This window comes from Hymenobacter volaticus (assembly GCF_022921055.1).
Taxonomy (GTDB): Bacteria; Bacteroidota; Bacteroidia; order Cytophagales; family Hymenobacteraceae; genus Hymenobacter; species Hymenobacter volaticus.
The window spans coordinates 3,928,841-3,947,586 of the sequence record NZ_CP095061.1; the positions used below are offsets into that span (position 1 = coordinate 3,928,841).

The following is an 18,746-nucleotide window of genomic DNA, read 5'->3' on the forward strand; positions in this document are numbered from 1 at the left end:
CAATCTCAGCTCTAAAAATCAGGTGGTATGATGAACGCTTTCGTCCAAGAATGGATGATGTACAGGAACCAGAGAAGCCTGAGAAAGACGCTTAGTCATCAACAGCAAGAAGCTTCCCAAGAATACAAGTGCAACCCCGAACTCTATTACAAACCCATTATTGGCCTGCATAGTTGCTGGCATGATCATTAAATAAAAATCAAACCAGTGGCCGATTAGAATGGCGATACAAACGATCTTAAGCATGATCATTTGCCGCTTAGCATCACGCGTCATCAACACTAAGAAAGGGAAAGCAAAGTTGATGAGCAGGTTGAAGAAAAACAACCAAGTGTATTGACCATTGAATCCACCCAAACGCTGATTGAAGTATACTGCTTCTTCGGGCAAGTTTGCGTACCAAATCAGCATGAACTGAGAAAACCACACGTAAGTCCAGAAGATGCTAAATCCAAACATGAACTTGCCTAAATCATGCAAGTGTCCAGCTTGAATAAAACGCAAGTACCCTGCCTGCTTAAGCAGAATAACACAAAGCGTAGTAGCTGCAATACCTGATACCCACCAAGAAGCAAATACATACCAACCAAACATGGTAGAGAACCAGTGGGTGTCAATAGACATCACCCAGTCCCAAGCCGCCATTGAGGATGTAACCGCAAACAGAACTAAGAAAAGAGCTGAAGCAGTGATACTCTTATGGAAGTACTCAGTACCACCATTCAAATCCTCTTGCAACGACAACGTCCGTAGCTTATTCGTAAACACCACCCATATTGCGATATAAGAAATGGTGCGAATCAGGTAGAAAGGAACACTTAGGAAGCCAGACTTACCTGCAATGATAGGATCGAAAGTGGCGCTGCCTTTAGTCATTATACCTGGCAGCGTCCAGTGGAAAATGTCGTTGTTAATGAGGTTCAAGCCGAAAAGGAGAACCAAGATAACGCCGCCTGGTAATACCCAAGCACTCAGTGCCTCATTGATACGCTTGATCAAAACAGACCAGCCAGCATAGGCTACATATTGGATAGCCATAAACACAGTGCCAATCACGGATACACCAGTGAAGAACACGTTGTTATGCCATAAACTCACTAGAAGGCGCTTTGCCCAAAGCGGACTGCCATGATGTGCAGTGCCTTCATGCCCTGCACTAGTAGCCCCGTGTGCTGCTGCAGCACCCTCATGAGCTGATTCACCACCGCCAAATGCAGCTAGTATCAACCCTATCACTAGCAAAATGACGCCAGCAACAATTATAGTTATGAATCTCTTGCGGGTGTTTGACGAAACCTCTAGGTATTCCGCCGTTACGCTCTCTTGATGCGTCAGAGTTGCCATTAATTCTGCGGTTTAGCCGTTTCGCTTGAAAGATTGGTTCCGTTTCTTGCTTCTACGCCGCCCTGTCCGGGTGTTACAGACTCCTTATCAGCTTGTGCTTCCTGAACTGGAGCTTGGTTTTGACCATCAGTAGATTCTGAAGACAAGCCGGAATCTTGGCCTCTAGCTTTTAAGAAATCAGCCATTCCTTCTGGGCCCTTTCCTTGTTGCAGCATGCGTACATACATGGCAATTCTCCAGCGTTCATCGGGAGCTACTTGAGAACCATGTGGCATCATGCGGCCTTTACCCCATTGAATTACATGGTAAATGTGCCCATCGTTCATGTTCTTATAGGCACCAGCTGAATAAGATGGTACACCTTTGAACTTAGCGGCAACGGGACCTTGGCCATCACCTTGCTCACCATGGCAGTGCTGGCAATTACGCGTATATAGCGTCTGGCCTTCTTGCAGGTTTTCTTTGGTATAAGGAGCAGGGTTTTTTAAAGTCCGCTCAGCAATCCCCACACTATCTTTTGGGATGTGTGAGTAATAGTTAAGCTTACCTAGTGGAACAGTACCAACTACCGGAGTACGCTCGTTAAGACCCATTGGGTTAACGGTGTTGGTATTCATCTGCTTCAGTGGCTCATACGGAATTGGGTAATACATTTCCGGAGCATACTCGAGGCCAGGATCGTCAGCACGGTTGCACCCGGTGGAGAGCACCGAAGCAAACACGATAGCCGACGCTTGCAGACCTAATTTCAGCGAATGCGTCATTAGAATTTAGACATTTCTTTCTCGTTCACTTCTGAGGCGCCATTAGCGCGCAACAACTGTGTCAGATGGTTCAAGTCAGTTTTCTCGTTCATTTCAATAGCCATCACAAACTTGTCATCAGTGGCCCGCACGTCTAATACTGGTGTTTTCCAGCGAGGATAAAGGTTACTAATGGTGTAGAATGTAATAACCATTCCGTGGCAAGTGAAGAACACTGTCAACTCGAAAGCCACAGGAATGAAAGCAGGCAGGGCAATGTGGGGCTTACCACCAATGATCATCGGCCAGTCGAAGCCTAGTGTGTAAATCTGCAACCACAAAGCAAAAGCTAACCCAGTCATACCTAGAAAGAAGGCTGCAATAGGTAGCCGGGAGCGTTCTATTCCTAAAGCATCATCAATGCCGTGTACTGGGAACGGAGAGAACACTTCATAGATTTTTACGCCCGCTTCCCGAACGTTTTCAATTGCGTGCAATAGCACGTCCTCGTCTTCAAAGATGCCGAGGGCAAAGCGCTTACTCATGCTTGTTGTAGTTTACGGGTGCCGAAGCTGGAACACCGTGAGTGGCAGGTTGGTGAGCTTGTTCGCTGTGACCATGGATACCAGTGTAAGTTGGACCGTTGTCAACAGTGTATTTCAGGATAGTCTTAACCTCCGCCATGTTTACTACAGGGAAGAACTTAGCGAAGAGCAGGAATAGCGTGAAGAACAAACCAAGCGTACCCACATAGATGCCTATGTCGATGATGCTAGGCGAGAACATTACCCAGCTCGAAGGCAAATAGTCACGGTGTAGAGAGGTTACGATGATCACAAAACGCTCAAACCACATACCGATGTTCACGATAATAGACAAGATGAACGTCAAAGGAATGCTGTAACGAACTCTGCGGAACCACACCAGCTGAGGAGTGATAACGTTACAAGTCATCATCGAGGCGTAAGCCCACCAGTAAGGACCAGTAGCACGGTTGATAAATGCGTACTGCTCAAATTCAACTTGCGAATACCAAGCAATGAAGAACTCTGTAATATAAGCTACCCCTACGATGGAGCCAGTTACCATCATGATTTTGTTCATGAGGGCAATGTGTTCCAGCGTGATGTAATCTTCCAGTTTGAACACTACACGCGTGATAAGCATCAAGGTGAGTACCATAGCAAATCCCGAGAAGATAGCACCTGCTACGAAATAGGGAGGGAAAATGGTCGTGTGCCAGCCTGGTACTACTGAAGTAGCAAAGTCCATCGATACAATGGTGTGTACCGAGAGTACAAGCGGCGTAGAAACGCCAGCTAGGATCAAAGAAACAGTTTCGTAGCGCGACCAGTGTTTAGCCGATCCCTTCCAGCCGAAGCTCAACAACGAGTAAGCTACTTTAGCAATAGGACCTTTAGCCCGGTCACGAATGGTAGCAAAATCAGGTACTAGACCGGTGTACCAGAATACCAATGATACAGTGAAGTATGTCGAAATAGCGAAAACGTCCCAAAGGAGCGGCGAGTTGAAGTTTACCCACAACGAACCGAATGTGTTTTGGAATGGAAACACCCAATAAGCCAACCACGGACGGCCCATGTGTAGCACAGGGAACATAGCCGCGCATATTACGGCGAATATGGTCATTGCTTCAGCAGCACGGTTGATAGACGAGCGCCACTTCTGACGGAACAGCAACAGTACAGCTGAGATCAGTGTACCTGCGTGACCGATACCTACCCACCATACGAAGTTGGTAATATCCCAAGCCCAACCCACTGTTTTGTTAAGTCCCCACTCTCCAATGCCGTACCAAAGCGTACGGTATACAGAGTAAAGAAAGATCCCGAGGAAAAAGAGCGCCACGCTTAAGGCTGCCATCCAACGGATGTTGGGTTTGGCTTCTACCTGGCGGCAAATATCTTGTGTGACGTCATGGTACGTTTTCCCCCCGGTTACGAGCGGCTCCCGTACAGGCGATACGTGCTGCATATATTTATTGGTTTAGTAGGGTTTAGGAACTCGGGAACTGGACTTCTTCTCTTCTTAGCCTAATTTGAAATCCGAGGTCCAAGTCCCTGAGACCCCAAATCTGGCTTAGGCGTTAAATTCCGACTTGTCTCTGTTGCGAATCTTAGTCAGGTACGTGATGTTAGGCTGAGTGTTGATAGAATCAATCACTTTGAAAGCCCGCTCACCATCCTCCCGACGCCAGATTTGCGCAACGCGAGTGTTTGGATCGCGCAAATCGCCGAATGTAATAGCTTGTGTCGGGCAAGATTGAGCACAAGCAGTTACCACTTCTCCATCCTTAGGGCGGCGCTTTTGCTTCTTAGCATCCAGCTTGGCAAGCTGAATACGCTGTACGCAGAAGCTGCATTTCTCCATTACACCCCGAGCCCGCACCGTTACATCTGGGTTCAGCACCATACGTCCCAAATCCGAGAACATGTGGTTGTTTACGTCTTCGAACTTCTCGTTTGAATAGTACGAGAACCAGTTGAAGCGACGAACCTTATAAGGACAGTTGTTGGCACAGTAGCGGGTTCCTACGCAACGGTTGTAGGTCATCTGATTGAGACCTTCTGAACTGTGCGTTGTAGCAAGTACGGGGCAAACCGTTTCACAAGGAGCGTGATTGCAATGCTGACAAAGCATTGGCTGGAAGATTACCGATGGGTTTTCCGAAGGATCTTCCATGGCAGCGTAAGTATCTAGCTTGCCCTTAGTCTCGAAGTCTTCTTTATGAGCATCTGAGCTATAATAACGGTCGATACGCAACCAGTGCATTTCACGACGGTTAATTACTTCTTGCTTGCCTACTACTGCAATGTTATTTTCTACCTGACACCCAATCACGCACGAGCCGCAGCCAATGCACGAATTGAGGTCGATAGCCATACCCCAGTGGTGATTTTTGTACTCGTAATCCTGCCACAGTGAAACCTTATTTGGCTTCTGAGGCCCTTCTGGAGTAGAAATAGTTTCGTATTCCGTTACCTCTTTGGGGTTTTTAATGTACTGGGCCAAAGTAGCCTCCTGCACCACAGACTTACGGTCCATGATGGTATGGTGAGTCTGAGTTTGGGCAATTGGTGCGGTTGCGCCAGTTTTCTCCAACTTCACCTCACCCGTGTAAACGAGGCTATTGTCACGGCTCACTCCAACGAATGGATAAGCGTTGGCACCAACCTTGTCCCCTACTCGACCAGACTTTTCACGGCCGTAACCGATGGCGATGCTTACAGTGCCTTTAGCTTGACCAGGCTGAATCAGAACAGGAAGCTCTATGGACTTTCCATTAGAAGTCACCTTAAGAACGTCATTCTGTTCCCACTTGTTAGCCAAGGCCATCTCACGTGGAACAGCTACATAGTTACCCCAAGTGGCTTTTGATACAGGATCAGGTAATTCTTGCAACCAAGGATTGTTAGCCTCACAGCTGCCTGGACCAATACCTACCTTTTCGTACAAGCACAACTCTACGCCGCTAGGCTTAGGAGCAGCTGAAATAGCTGCAATGGCTTGATTAACCTCGATGGCTGGTGCTACCTGAGGCTGTACTGCAGGAGAAAGTGAACCAACCGCTACACCATCATGAACTGCCTTGTCCCAACCTTTCTGGAAATCACCAGTCAAGACACCGCGCCATGAAGTGCGCAAGTAGTTATAGTATGTCTGCGGATTTCCTGCCCATATGAGTAAGCTGTCTTGTGCCTGACGAGTGCCAAACAAAGGAGAAATAGCAGGCTGGGCCAGGCTCAAGTATCCGCGTCTTGGCTCGTAATCGTTCCAAGATTCTAAATAGTGGTGGTCAGGGCAAGCATAATAGCACAACGAACCAGTTTCGTCTAACCGATCGTTTAGAGAAATGCTTACAGGCACTTTAGCAATGCCGCTTTTCACTTTCTCCGCTAGAGGATGATCGTAAGCAGGATTAGCATTGTAGAAGATGACGGCTCCTACAGTGCCGGCGTTCATATCATTTACGAGACGTAGCAACCGAGCGTCATCTCCTTGACGCACCAACGAAGCATTCGTCAAGTCTATAGAGGTGCCAACGTTGCCTAGGTTCTGATTGATAGCTGCTACCAACGTTTGCACAGCTACATCATTGGAACCCGACACTACTAAGCTGCGGCCACGTGCAGCCTTTAGCTCGGCAGCCGCTTGCTTCAGTTGCTTGTTGGTGGTATTGCTGCTACCGCCTACAATCTCGTTGTAGAGTGCCAATGTAGTGGCCCCCATTTCAGATGGCTTGATTGGCACACGAATGTCAGCATTAGCACCCGTCAGCGTCATCATCGTCTCGAACTGGAAGTGACGCGACATTCGCCGTCTCTCACTCGAAACTTTACGGTTGGTGATATATTGAGGAGCGTATTCAACCGGAGAAATCCAGGTTCCTAAGAAATCAGCTCCTAGGCTAACAATTACGTCCGCTTTACTGAAATCGAAAGCAGGTAGTACTCCTCCATTCGCACGTAGCAATGCTGACTGCGAATTAGCATCATACATTACGTGCTCTGTGTTCGGGTAACGCGCAGCAAAATCAGCGATAACCTTTTTGGTTGATGGGCTGATAACAGTTGGCGAAACAATAGCAATTCGACCTTTCGCAGCAGCTAGCTTAGTGCGAATTTCCTGGTCTACTTGATCTTTCTGAGCAACTTTTCCTTTAATGGCAAAGCTCTGCAGACGTGCCTTATCGTAGAGGCTCAGTACAGAAGCCTGCGCCCGTGCCGACAAACCGCCACGCGTAATTGGCGACTCGGGATTACCTTCTAACTTAATTGGCCGACCCTCACGAGTCTTTACTAAGACACTGTTGTAATCAGTGCCGTTGAAGTAAGTGGAGGCGTAGAAGTTGGCGATGCCTGGATCTACTTCCTCAGGCTTATTCAAATAAGGAATAGCCTTCCGAACAGGTGCTTCGCAGCTAGCTAACGTAGCAGCCGCAATGCCAAAGCCCATTAGCTTAAGGAAGTCACGACGTGGCGCTGCAGAAGCATCCGAAGATGCATGTGATTCTTTTACGGGCAGAAAGTCCGAGAATTCGCTAAACGCGTTTTTCACAAACTCCGGCGAGTTCTCTAATTCCTCAATTCCCTTCCAGTACTTGGGCGATTCTTGCATTTGTTATGGGGACTTAGGGTCTTGGGCTAGTAGAGCGCAGATAGTGCTCTGTGTTTGATCCCAAGTTTTAAGGCTTATTGTAAGAGCTTACGTTTTATGAGCCAGCTAAACCAGCAAATTATTTTTGCAGTATTTGGCTGGCTCTACCAACATTAGTAGTGGCACTTCGAGCATTCCGTACCACCGTTTGATGATACTGTGAAAGGTGCGCCCCCATTAGCTTGGTCGTGCAACTTCACCAAGTTATTGTAGTATGCGTTGCCTTTGGTATTGAGAGGGGTTTCGCGGTGGCAGTTGATGCACCAGCCCATCGTCAATGGCGAATATTGGTATACCACTTCCATATTCTGGATAGGACCGTGGCAAGTCTGGCACTGAATACCTCCTACTTGCGTGTGCTGCGAGTGGTTGAAGTAAGCTAGGTCAGGTAGGTTATGCACACGCACCCATTGAATCGGCTGCTTGCGCTCAATAGCCCGGTAAATCTTCTTGATTTCCTGCGACTCTGTTTTGATCTGCGAGTGGCAGTTCATACAGATGTTAGCCGAAGGAATGTTAGCTGACTTACTCTTGTACACAGAAGTGTGGCAATAAGCACAGTTGATTTGATGCTCACCTGCGTGCAGCTTGTGCGAGAAGGCAATCGGCTGCGTAGGCTGGTAGCCCTGCATCAAACCAATACCCATAGCGCCTTGCACTGATTCATATAATAACACGAGCGTGAACACAACACCAGCTCCGATGCGGATAGCCGACGACTTGTAAAGCTTGCTCCAATCGAAACGCTGCTCTAGAATCTCAACATCACGGCCATCTAGGTCCTTCCGACCACGCAGCACATCCTTCATGATGTTGGCGATAATAACCAGCGTCACTACTAGTACTATCAGTACTACTACTAATACAATGAGCAAGATGTCAGCATACTGACCAGCACCGGCCCCTTCACCACCTTCACCGAGTTTAGTATCGGTGGCTGGATTGTCTTTGTTGGTCCCGGCTCCACCACCCGTGGCAGATGCCCCTGAACCTTCTTGAGAAGTTACCCAAGCTACAATGGAGGTAATTTCTTGATCAGACAGCTGGAAGCTAGGCATCTGCTGCTTCTGATACTGGTTGAAGAGCTTCACAGCATAGTCGTCGCCGCTGGCTACTACCTTGCTAGAATTCTTGATCCATGGAATCAACCACGAAATTGGGCGACGCTTAGTGATACCTGCTAGCGCTGGGCCTACCACTACATCGTTGACGGCGTGGCATTGAGCACAGTTATTTTTGAACAGAGCATCGCCAGCGGCAATAGCGGCGGCATCACCGCCACCGGTGCCAGGGGCTGCTCCAGCGGCAGGTGCCACGGCAGCGGCTGGTGTTCCGGCATTTGAGCTGCCGGGAGTTACTCCATCCTTGCTCACGGCCGGAGCCGCACCAACTTCACCTTGGGCCGAAGAGGTCTCAACGGCGGCAAAAGTCAGAAACAGAGCTAGAAAGAGGTGTGGAATGGAACGAAAGCGAATGCTATTCATAGCACAATTTTACTATAAGGAAAGAAACGCGAGGGGGTGCTTCAAGGCCACAAATGTAGGTCAGGAATCGTAGAGAACAAACCCATTTAGGCTAATTCTCGCCTATCTAACCTTGCTTAGAAGCATTCTAAAAAGTATTGACAACACCTTAGTACTATAGGTATCATCCAGCAGTCCAGCTTCGCTTTCCCTCATTCTACCAGCTACAGCGGCTTGCCATTTAGCTAACCTATTCTATAACGGGAAGGTTTGCTTCCTGATGCCCAAATTGTTAAGAACTAATTTCAAGTAAATATTTTGTTGTGTGCGGTAAGACTCATAATGGAAAAGTCGTATCTTTGCCGGCTCATTAAATTTTTCACAATTCAAATTCTACCCGTCGTAATGGAAGTAAGAAATTACGAGACGGTCTTCATTTTGACTCCCGTGTTGAACGAGGGTCAGGTGCAAGAGACGGTCGAGAAGTTCTCGCAGGTGCTTAAGGAAAATGGCGCCGACATCATCAACTCTGAAGCTTGGGGCCTAAAAAAATTGGCATATCCTATTCAGAAAAAAAATACGGGCTACTACTTCCTCGTGGAGTTCACTGGCTCGGGTAACATCGTGGACACGCTGGAACTCGCGTTCCGTCGGGACGAGCGGGTAATCCGTTTCCTCACTACCGTTTTGGACAAGCACGCTGTAGCCTACAGCCAGCGCCGCCGTAACGGAGAGATGAATCAGCAGAAAGCCCAAAAACAATCGGAAGCCGTAGCCCAGTAATTTAAACCATGAGCCTCGCCAACGAACGTATCCACAAGCAGGATACCCGCAAGAAGTACTGCCGCTTCAAAAAGAACGGCATCAAGTATGTTGATTATAAGGACCCGAACTTCCTGCTGAAGTTTGTGAACGAGCAAGGCCGGATTCTGCCCCGTCGTATCACTGGCACTAGCCTGAAGTTCCAGCGTAAAGTGGCCCAAGCTGTAGCGAAAGCTCGTCATTTGGCCCTCATGCCTTACGTAACTGACTCTTTGAAATAGATGATTGCTGGTTGTTGATTGCTGCTTGTCAAGTGGCTGGCCTCTCTTGGTCCCACTTCCAACGGTAACTCAACAATTGACAATCAACACTTAAAAAATCATGGAAGTAATTCTGAAAGACGACGTAAAGGGCCTGGGCTACAAGAACGACACTGTAAAGGTGAAGCCAGGTTACGGTCGCAACTATCTGCTCCCGCAAGGTTTGGCCATTTTGGCTGATAAGACCAACAAGAAAATTGTTGCTGAGAACATCCGTCAGGCCGCTCACAAGGCCGACAAAGTTAAAGGCGATGCGCAAGCTATTGCCAATAAAATTGGTGACGTAGTACTCGAAATTCCTGCTAAGGTGGGTGAGAGCGGCAAGATCTTTGGCCGCGTAACGACGCTTCAGCTTGCTGAGGCTCTGAAATCTAAAGGTATCGATGTAGAGCGCAAGCGTCTCTCCTTCGATCAAGAGCCCGGTTCGGTTGGTGAGTATACCGCAACTGTGGATCTGCACCGTGAAGTGAAGCACAAAGTGCGTTTCAACGTGGTAGCTGAGTAAGCTGTCCAATGCTAACAAGGAAGCCCGGCTGTCATGACAGTCGGGCTTTTTTGATTCAATAATTTAGGCGACGTCCTAAATTATTCGGAATACTTTGTGTGGCGTGTTATATACCTATTAAGTAGCTTATATATCATGGCAGCAACTTTTGTGTTGTGTTTCAGGAAGCCACTTTTTGGCTGAACGCACGATGTTGAGTAGGTTGCCTGTCCGTTGGCTTTTTTTTGCCGTATCTGTTTGGAATGTTCCGCACTGAATTACCTCTTATTCCCGCTCCGCACCAATTGCCTCTTTCGGCACGTGTGCTAACTATTGGCTCCTGCTTTTCTGACACCATCGGGAGTCGATTAGCAGATACCAAAGTATATACGCTAGTTAATCCGTTCGGCACTTTGTTCAACCCGATGTCTGCATGCAAGCTACTACGTGCAGCGGCTGGCGAAGAAATGGATTGGCAACAGCACTTGGTGGAAGCACGCGGCCGCTGGCAGAGCTATGATTTTCATGCTACCGTTGGGGCCGATTCGCCGGTAGAGCTTTTGCAAAACATCCAGCAACTCTCGCGAGACACCGGTGTATTTCTGGCCACTGCCGATGTGGTGGTACTGACATTAGGTACAGCATGGGCTTATCGGCTAAAAGAAACGGACGAATTGGTAAGCAACTGTCATAAAGTGCCAGCCGAAAAATTCAGTAAGGAACTACTGACTCCTGATGAAATTATTAACGCTGTAGCGGAAACGCATGCATATCTGCGCTTGCGAAATCCTAAGTTGCGCTTTGTGCTTACAGTAAGTCCAGTACGCCATCTAAAGGATACGTTGCCACTCAATGCAGTTAGTAAATCGGTATTGCGGGTAGCATGCCATTATTTAAGTGAGTTGCTGCCCGATGTATCATATTTTCCGGCGTACGAACTACTATTAGATGATTTGCGAGACTACCGCTTTTATGCGGCAGATATGCTGCATCCATCGTCGGTAGCAGAAGATTACATATGGGAACGGTTTGCGCGAACCTACTTCGACGTAGAGTTTGGTCGGTTCCGTAAGGAATGGGAGTCGGTGCGGCAAGCGCTGAATCATCGGCCACTGTATCCGGCTGCTCCTGAGCATCGCCAGTTTTTAGTCGGCACGTTGGAGCGCCTAGAAAGGCTTTCCAGGCAGGCCGATATGCGCATGGAAATTCTAGAGATTCGTAAGCAGATACAGAATCTGCCGGTTCCGAAGCCAACACCGGCACCAGAACCGGAATTGGAAGACGATGAGGAACGCATTGATATAGGTGAAGAGGCGCCTATTGTATCACTCGTAGCTGCAGAGCACACCGCACTGATAGAGGCAATCAGTGACGCAGTTGAAGTAGAACCTGAGGAAACAGAAGAATTAAGTGATGCAGAAGCCATGGTAGAAACCATGGAAGAATTGTCGCAACCCAAGAAAAAGCGTCGTAACCGAGGCGGAGCAAAGCGGAATAAGAAGAAGCATGCCGCCCGGTTAGCAGAGGAGGCGGCCGCACTAGCTGCTGGAACCACAATTCTTGTTAGCGAAGCAGCTATTGTAGCTGAATCAGAAATAAAAGTTGAAGAATTAGCGGCGGAAGAAACTGATACGTCTTCGGCCGTTACTATAACCCTCGACCCTGATATACCCTTGCAAACGGCTGTGGAGCGTCGGAAGCGTGCTTCGCGCCGAGGCAGAGGGCGTGGTAAGCATTTAACTGAAGTAGTTTCGGAAGCAACAGGCATTCCAACTGACCCTAATTTATTAGCTCCTGACGCTAGTGAACCAGTTGTAGCAGACGATACTATCGTTGAGCCTACAGTGGAGGCAGTTTCCCCGGAACTTACTCTACCAGCCGTTGATCAACCAGACCCGGTTGAACCGGCAGCCCCTGCAGTTTCTTCCGGCTTGCAACGGCCAGTCCGTACAGGCCGCTCAGCCAGCGAGGTACGGGCTGCTGCCCTACGCAAACCACGCCGGCCTGATTCACGGATCAAGACACTGTATGCTACTCCACCAGAGACGCAGCCGGCTCCAGTGACTTCGTCAGAGACAACACCTGCAGAAGCAGCGCCTGATTCTGATGCACCTACAGCACTGGCTTCTACTGCCCCTGATGCCTCAACGCCGTCACAAACTCCAGCTTCTCAGCCGCCTGTACCAGTAGTGCCGGTTATCAGCGCTATTCCACCGGTGAAAGGAACGGGAGCGTCTGGTCGATTAAGTGCTTCCGGACACGCTATGCTCAACCGCGAGCTAGCTAGCACAAAACAAGCCCTCCCCTACCACCAGCTGAAGCAGAAGATTCCATTCAGTCGGCAGTTGCAAGTCCAGCATCCGACGCGGTGGTGCCTGCGACAGAAGCAGCACCCGCTCCAGCACAAGCTAACGAGGAAGTTACGCCGGCACCAATCGCTGAAACTACCCCAGAAGAAGCTTCCTCGGAATCTGCTCCGGCAGTCTCAGTGCCGCCGAAACCGCGACGGAGGCCAGCACGCTCTCAAGCAAAGAAAAATGCTTCTACCGACCAACCTACACCAGTAGAAGCTGCAACGACTGAAACAAACAAACCAGCCCCGAAGACAAGCAAAAAAGGGAAACCTGCTGAAAAGCCAGCTCCTGATACTAAAGCGCCAGAGCCTACTCCATCGTCACGGCGACGCAAACCTGCAGCAAAACCAGCAGCTACAACTCCAGAGCCTCCAGCGGTCGCGCCTAAACGGCCCACCCGGCCATCACGCCGCAAGCCTACGGCTCCCGACGAAACACCTGACGCATCCTAAATACTAGTGATTTTAAAACCCGGTCCCATACGACCGGGTTTTGTCTTTCCAACCACTCCGATTGCTATGAGTGCTTCCCAGCAACCTGCTTCTACCAACCGCCTTGCACAAGAATCTAGTCCCTATCTACTGCAACACGCTCATAACCCAGTAGACTGGTACTCGTGGGGCGAAGAAGCCTTGAACCGAGCCCAAGCTGAACAAAAGCCGATATTGGTCAGTATCGGTTACGCAGCTTGCCATTGGTGCCATGTAATGGAACGTGAATCGTTTGAGGATACAGGGGTTGCAGCCATCATGAATGAGCACTTTGTGTGCATCAAAGTGGACAGAGAGGAGAGACCAGATGTGGACCAAGTATATATGGAAGCCTTGCAAGCAATGGGCGTGCAGGGTGGTTGGCCGCTAAACGTATTTCTGAACCCAGAAGCTAAGCCATTCTACGGCGGCACTTATTTCTCACCAGGCAACTGGAAGCAGTTGCTAACCAGTATCGGCAAAGCCTACCAGAGCGAGGACCGAAAGCAGCTGGACGCTTCAGCCGAGCAGTTTGCGCAAGCGTTGCAAGCCAGTGAGCTAGAGAAATATCGTATTCCAGCTGCTACACAAGGATTTTCGGAAGAGGAATTTAAGCTATTAGTGTATAATCTGGCAGCTAAATTTGACCGAGAATTGGGAGGTATGAACCGCTCTCCCAAGTTCCCAATGCCAAGTATCTGGCGTTTTTTGCTGCGCACGTACCAGCTAAGCGGTAGCCGTCGTGTGTTGGCGCAAATCAACCTCACGCTACGAGAAATGGCTTGGGGCGGCCTCTACGACCAAGTAGGCGGTGGATTTGCACGCTACTCCACCGATGCCAATTGGCTGGTTCCGCACTTCGAGAAGATGCTCTATGACAACGGACAGCTAGTAAGCTTGTATGCCGAAGCCTATCAGGTTACCCATGACGAGCTGTATCGAGAGGTTGTGTACGATACAATCAGCTTTCTGGAACGCGAGCTAACTAGTCCGGAGGGCGGCTTTTTCTCTTCCCTTGATGCCGACAGCGAAGGCGAGGAAGGTAAATTCTATGTTTTCACCAGAGAAGAACTGCGCGAAATTCTGGACGACGAAGAACCGTTGGCCGCCGAGTACTACAATTGCACCGCGTTGGGTAACTGGGAACATGGGCGTAATATTCTGCATCGCCGCGCTTACAACAATGATTTTGCCGAGGCGCATCAGCTTACCCCCAGGTGGTAACTACGTTGGTAGAAGGCTGGAAACAGAAGTTGCTGGCTGCCCGCAACCAGCGCATCCGTCCTGGCCTCGACGACAAGATTTTGACTGGATGGAATGCGTTGATGCTACAAGGCCTGCTGGATGCTTACCAAGCTTTTGGTGAGCCTGAATTCTTAACGTTGGCACTTTGGAACGCACAGTTCATCGAGAACAAGCTGCGCAACGGAGCTGGCCTCTACCGCAACTACAAGAATGGCCGTGCCTCTATCAGCGCTTTTTTGGAAGACTATGCGCTAGTCATTCAGGCTTACATTAGCCTCTACGAAGCTACTTTTCAAGAGAGCTGGCTACACGAGGCCGAAGGCCTGACCGAATACGTGCTAGCTCACTTTTTCGACCCAGCAGAAGAACAGTTTTTCTACACCGACGATACCGAAGAAAAGCTCATTGCTCGCAAGAAAGAGTTGTTCGACAATGTAATACCTGCCTCCAACTCGGTAATGGCGCACAACTTGCATCGGCTGGGGCTTCACCTCGAAAACAGCCGTTATACTGAGCTAGCTACCACTATGCTGCGCCATATTCAGGCGCTGGTAGTGCAGGAGCCGCAGCACCTTACTAACTGGGCCGCGCTGTATGCCACTCATTTGAAGCCAACTGCCGAAATTGCCATTGTAGGACCCGACGTGGCCGCATTACGCGAGGAGCTAAGCCGCGAATACCTACCGAATGCGGTACTAGCCGGCACGAAAAGCGCCAGCGAGTTGCCTTTGCTTCGGGGCCGGGAGGCGCGCGATGGAAAGACTACAATTTACGTCTGCTTCAACCATACTTGTCAGCAGCCGGTGCATACAGTGGCAGAAGCTCTTACCCAGATGTAGTGAACTGCTTACACAGTCAGCTTCTGTGTCGGCTATATAGCTGCTCCGCACAACGATTTTATCGGAAGGGGCACAGCGCAAGCGCCACCTTGCTATCTTTACCTTCCGCTTTCAGATTGCTTTCCTTTGAGTCTTACGTTCGACTTTGTTCAGCCGCAGCCAGAACCCACTGCCGACCGTGTCACGTTGTTTGCCGACGTGATTCTGCCGTTGCCGCTGCCTAAGCTCTACACTTACCGCGTCCCCTACGAGCTGAATGACCAAGTGGTGATTGGCGGGCGCGTGATTGTGCAGTTTGGAGCCAAACGGACGCTAAGCTGTATTGTGGCAGCCGTGCACGAAACGCCGCCCAAGGAATATCAAGCGAAGTACATTCTGGAGTTCATTGATGATGCTCCCGTAGTCACGCAGCCACAGTTGCAGCTGTTCCGCTGGCTCGCCGATTACTACATGTGTACGCTGGGCGAGGTGATTAATGCAGCGCTGCCTTCGGCGCTGAAGCTTAGCTCTGAGTCACGGGTACAGTTGCACCCGGCTTTCGTACGCGAGGAGAATCCGTATCCGCTCAGCGAGCAAGAGGAAAAGATTGTAGACACGCTGAGTACCGGCGAAGATGGCAAGTCTCTAACTTTTACGGAAGTCGGCGAACTACTTGGTATTGCCTCATTTCACAAGGTTATCAAGAGCTTGATGCAGAAAGACGTGGTCTTTCTTTTCGAGCACATGGCCGATAAGTACGCACCGAAAGTGGTGAAGAAGGTGCGGTTAGCGCATCACTTTGTAGCGGAAGCAGCGCTAGAAGGACTGTTTGCGCAACTCGCAGCGCGCCCAAAACAGCTTGACGTGCTGATGCGCTACCTCCAGAAGGTGCCCGTATATCAAAACGAATTTACCAACCAGAATGGCATCGAGAAGGCTTACCTCACGTCGGCCCCGCATCTCTCCCCTTCTGCCGTCAATACGCTCATCAAAAACGGCGTATTGGAGCAGTTCGACGTGATTGTGTCGCGCTTCCCGCTTGATGATGCCACGCAGGCCAATATGCATTTCACTTTGAGCGAAGCCCAAACCGAGGCTCGCGACGAGATAATGCGTCTTTTCAATACCAAAGACATTGTGCTGCTGCACGGCGTAACAGGCGCCGGGAAAACAGAAATTTACATCGATCTTATCCGCAACGCCTTGGATGGTGGTGGGCAAGTGCTGTATCTGCTGCCCGAAATTGCGCTTACTGCCCAAATTGTAACGCGTTTGATGCGGGTATTTGGCTCCCGCTTGGGCGTGTATCACTCCAAATTCTCGGACAACGAGCGGGTGGAAGTCTGGAATGGCGTACTATCAGGACGGTTTCAGGTGGTGATAGGCGTGCGGTCGGCCGTGTTTCTGCCGTTCGATAATCTGGCGTTAGTGATTGTAGACGAGGAACACGAGTCGAGCTACAAGCAGTACGACCCAGCCCCGCGCTACAACGCCCGAGAAGTGGCTTTGATGATGGCCAATTTTCAGGGAGCCAAAACGCTACTAGGCTCCGCTACGCCCGCCGTTGAAACATTCTACCAAACGCGTACTGGCCGCTACGGGCTTGTGTCGCTCACCAAGCGGTTTGGCGAGGCCGGCTTGCCAGAAATTGAGCTGGTCGACACGCGGAAGAGCCGGGAGGCAAAGAAGATGCTCAATCACTTCACGCCCGAGCTACTAACGGCTATGGAAACCAAGCTCAGCCTTAAGGAGCAGGTGATTTTGTTTCAGAATCGGCGTGGCTATTCTCCCTTCATCAACTGCATAGACTGCGGCTGGATTCCGAAGTGCATGAACTGCGCCGTAAGTTTGAGCTACCACAAACAAGCCCACGAGCTACGCTGCCACTACTGCGGCTACCACGACCGTATGCCCGTAGAATGCCCTGCTTGCGGCTCGCGCAATATCAAACCCGTTGGCTTTGGCACCGAGAAGATAGAAGACGACCTGAAGGTGATGCTGCCTGCCGCCAACGTGCAGCGCATGGACCTGGATACCACCCGGGCCAAAAACTCCTATCAGCAAATCATCGGCGACTTCGAACAGCAGAAAACCAACATCCTGGTTGGCACCCAAATGGTGACCAAGGGTCTAGACTTTGCTAATGTGAGTTTGGTGGGCATCATCAACGCCGACAGCATCATTCACTACCCCGACTTTCGGGCGCACGAGCGGGCCTTCCAGATGTTTGTGCAAGTGAGCGGCCGGGCAGGCCGCAAAGGCAAGAAAGGCAAAGTCATTATTCAGACGGCTGATCCGCAGCAAATCATCTTCGACAAGGTGATTCGCAACGATTATCTGGAATTCTACGACTACGAAATCACGCAGCGGCGCGAGCACGGTTACCCGCCATTTATGCGTGTTATTCGGCTTGTGGTAAAACACATGGATCAGCTTACCTGCGAGCGGGCAGCCATCTTGCTTACTGGTGAGTTAGTAGCTCGGCTTGGCCGCGAGGCGGTACTTGGCCCAGAAGCACCCTACATCTTCCGCATCCGTAACTTCTACCTGCAAGAAATCACCATTAAGCTCAGCCGTGAACATACCGTTCTCAAGTCTGCTAAAGCCGATATTCTGGCGGCAATCAACGCGGTGAAAGACGAGAAGGACTACAAACAAGCCCGTTTCGTGGCTGATGTGGACCCGATGTAGACCTCATCTGATGAGAGTGTTTTTGTCGCTCTAACCATGAACCTAACTGCCAGCTACAAGCAGTATCAAACCCAATAATATAGTGATTACTCCTGCCAAAAGGAAACCTATTGGTGGGCCACCAAGTAAGCTTAATGCCAATATTAAAATACCTGAATACATTGTGATATAACCAAGCAGCTGTAATCCTGACTTACTTCTATGAACCCTGTGCTCGGCTGACCTCATAGAGGAATACAACTTGCTACTATCTTCACTGAGAGGCATTACAACAGGATTTTTAGCGGCTTGACGTGCCTCGCGCAACCGGCGTAGCCGACCATTTTTTCCTTGAAAGAAGAGCAGCGCTACTCCAACTAATACTACTAACAAAGCCCCCAATACTCCCATAGCTTTGCTTATTCCCCCCCATTCCGTTTGCGGGGTATCGGCACTAGCCCTAGCAATTATAAACCCTAGGCCTGTAGCCGTCACAGCGCCTCCAATGCTATTTACAATGGTAGTTTTTGGATCGGATTTACCACTTAAAACCAAAGGCAACGTTTTGTTTAAGGACGTGTCGGGAGACAGCATAGGCAGTCTACCTACAGGAAGTGCTGCAATGGGCTTTTGGTGTTGCATTGATAACTGAGGGGACTCTGAGCTCTCTTTCTTTGACAACACTGCCAACAATACTGGTTGTGTTTGATCAGTAGAGGCTGTTGGCCTCTGTATTGCCTGCACACCATACTCATTGGCATCTGGTACTATAAACCGTGCACTCTGACAACTGCTGAGTAAGAGCAATGAAATCACGCCTAATTTAAAATAGAGTCTCATATGTATCAGAAATAAGCTTGAACTAAGAAACATATATTAGTTGCAATAATATAGT

General features: G+C 49.6%; 14 protein-coding genes. 7 read left to right on the forward strand and 7 right to left on the reverse strand.

Annotation, left to right across the window (positions count from 1 at the left end; all coding sequences use genetic code 11):
• Positions 1 to 18: 18 nt before the first annotated feature.
• From MUN86_RS17065 to MUN86_RS17090, 6 genes are all read right to left on the reverse strand, one after another.
• Complete coding sequence (locus MUN86_RS17065) at positions 19 to 1,344, reverse strand: quinol:cytochrome C oxidoreductase (protein WP_245119258.1); 1,326 nt, start codon at positions 1,342 to 1,344, stop codon at positions 19 to 21.
• Entirely contained in the window at positions 1,344 to 2,108 is a 765-nt protein-coding gene (locus MUN86_RS17070) for a c-type cytochrome (RefSeq protein ID WP_311181718.1), read from the reverse strand. The genes MUN86_RS17065 and MUN86_RS17070 overlap by 1 nt, the downstream gene beginning before the upstream one ends.
• Positions 2,108 to 2,632 (reverse strand): DUF3341 domain-containing protein, encoded by a 525-nt coding sequence (locus MUN86_RS17075; RefSeq protein ID WP_245119259.1) that lies wholly within the window; start codon positions 2,630 to 2,632, stop codon positions 2,108 to 2,110. Before MUN86_RS17075 ends, MUN86_RS17070 begins: the two co-directional genes overlap by 1 nt.
• Positions 2,625 to 4,082 carry an NrfD/PsrC family molybdoenzyme membrane anchor subunit gene (gene nrfD / locus MUN86_RS17080; protein ID WP_245119260.1) on the reverse strand — a complete coding sequence of 486 codons (1,458 nt, stop codon included), beginning with the start codon at positions 4,080 to 4,082 and terminating at the stop codon, positions 2,625 to 2,627. Before nrfD ends, MUN86_RS17075 begins: the two co-directional genes overlap by 8 nt.
• Positions 4,083 to 4,187: 105 nt before the next feature.
• Positions 4,188 to 7,226: a TAT-variant-translocated molybdopterin oxidoreductase gene (locus tag MUN86_RS17085; RefSeq protein WP_245119261.1), complete on the reverse strand. Its 3,039-nt coding sequence runs from the start codon at positions 7,224 to 7,226 to the stop codon at positions 4,188 to 4,190.
• A 152-nt stretch (positions 7,227 to 7,378) separates the two neighbouring features.
• Complete coding sequence (locus MUN86_RS17090; protein WP_245119262.1) at positions 7,379 to 8,749, reverse strand: c-type cytochrome; 1,371 nt, start codon at positions 8,747 to 8,749, stop codon at positions 7,379 to 7,381.
• Positions 8,750 to 9,133: 384 nt separating this feature from the next.
• Between MUN86_RS17090 and rpsF the strand changes: the two genes are divergently transcribed.
• From rpsF to priA, 7 genes are all read left to right on the forward strand, one after another.
• Positions 9,134 to 9,511 carry a 30S ribosomal protein S6 gene (gene rpsF / locus MUN86_RS17095; RefSeq protein WP_245119263.1) on the forward strand — a complete coding sequence of 126 codons (378 nt, stop codon included), beginning with the start codon at positions 9,134 to 9,136 and terminating at the stop codon, positions 9,509 to 9,511.
• An 8-nt stretch (positions 9,512 to 9,519) separates the two neighbouring features.
• Positions 9,520 to 9,771 carry a 30S ribosomal protein S18 gene (gene rpsR / locus MUN86_RS17100; protein ID WP_022822548.1) on the forward strand — a complete coding sequence of 84 codons (252 nt, stop codon included), beginning with the start codon at positions 9,520 to 9,522 and terminating at the stop codon, positions 9,769 to 9,771.
• Positions 9,772 to 9,871: 100 nt separating this feature from the next.
• The gene (gene rplI / locus MUN86_RS17105) at positions 9,872 to 10,315 is read left to right on the forward strand and encodes a 50S ribosomal protein L9 (protein ID WP_245119264.1); all 444 of its coding nucleotides are present in this window, start codon (positions 9,872 to 9,874) and stop codon (positions 10,313 to 10,315) included.
• Positions 10,316 to 10,557: 242 nt separating this feature from the next.
• A complete protein-coding gene (locus MUN86_RS17110; protein WP_245119265.1) occupies positions 10,558 to 12,861 on the forward strand; it encodes a GSCFA domain-containing protein in 2,304 nt (767 codons plus the stop codon).
• Between the two features lie 305 nt (positions 12,862 to 13,166).
• Positions 13,167 to 14,342 carry a thioredoxin domain-containing protein gene (locus MUN86_RS31815; RefSeq protein ID WP_311181719.1) on the forward strand — a complete coding sequence of 392 codons (1,176 nt, stop codon included), beginning with the start codon at positions 13,167 to 13,169 and terminating at the stop codon, positions 14,340 to 14,342.
• A complete protein-coding gene (locus tag MUN86_RS31820) occupies positions 14,336 to 15,202 on the forward strand; it encodes a thioredoxin domain-containing protein (RefSeq protein ID WP_311181720.1) in 867 nt (288 codons plus the stop codon). The genes MUN86_RS31815 and MUN86_RS31820 overlap by 7 nt, the downstream gene beginning before the upstream one ends.
• Positions 15,203 to 15,328: 126 nt before the next feature.
• The gene (gene priA, locus MUN86_RS17120; RefSeq protein ID WP_245119266.1) at positions 15,329 to 17,872 is read left to right on the forward strand and encodes a replication restart helicase PriA; all 2,544 of its coding nucleotides are present in this window, start codon (positions 15,329 to 15,331) and stop codon (positions 17,870 to 17,872) included.
• 42 nt (positions 17,873 to 17,914) lie between these two features.
• Here priA and MUN86_RS17125 read toward each other — a convergent pair whose 3' ends face one another.
• Positions 17,915 to 18,691: a hypothetical protein gene (locus MUN86_RS17125; RefSeq protein ID WP_245119267.1), complete on the reverse strand. Its 777-nt coding sequence runs from the start codon at positions 18,689 to 18,691 to the stop codon at positions 17,915 to 17,917.
• Between the last annotated feature and the right edge of the window lie 55 nt (positions 18,692 to 18,746).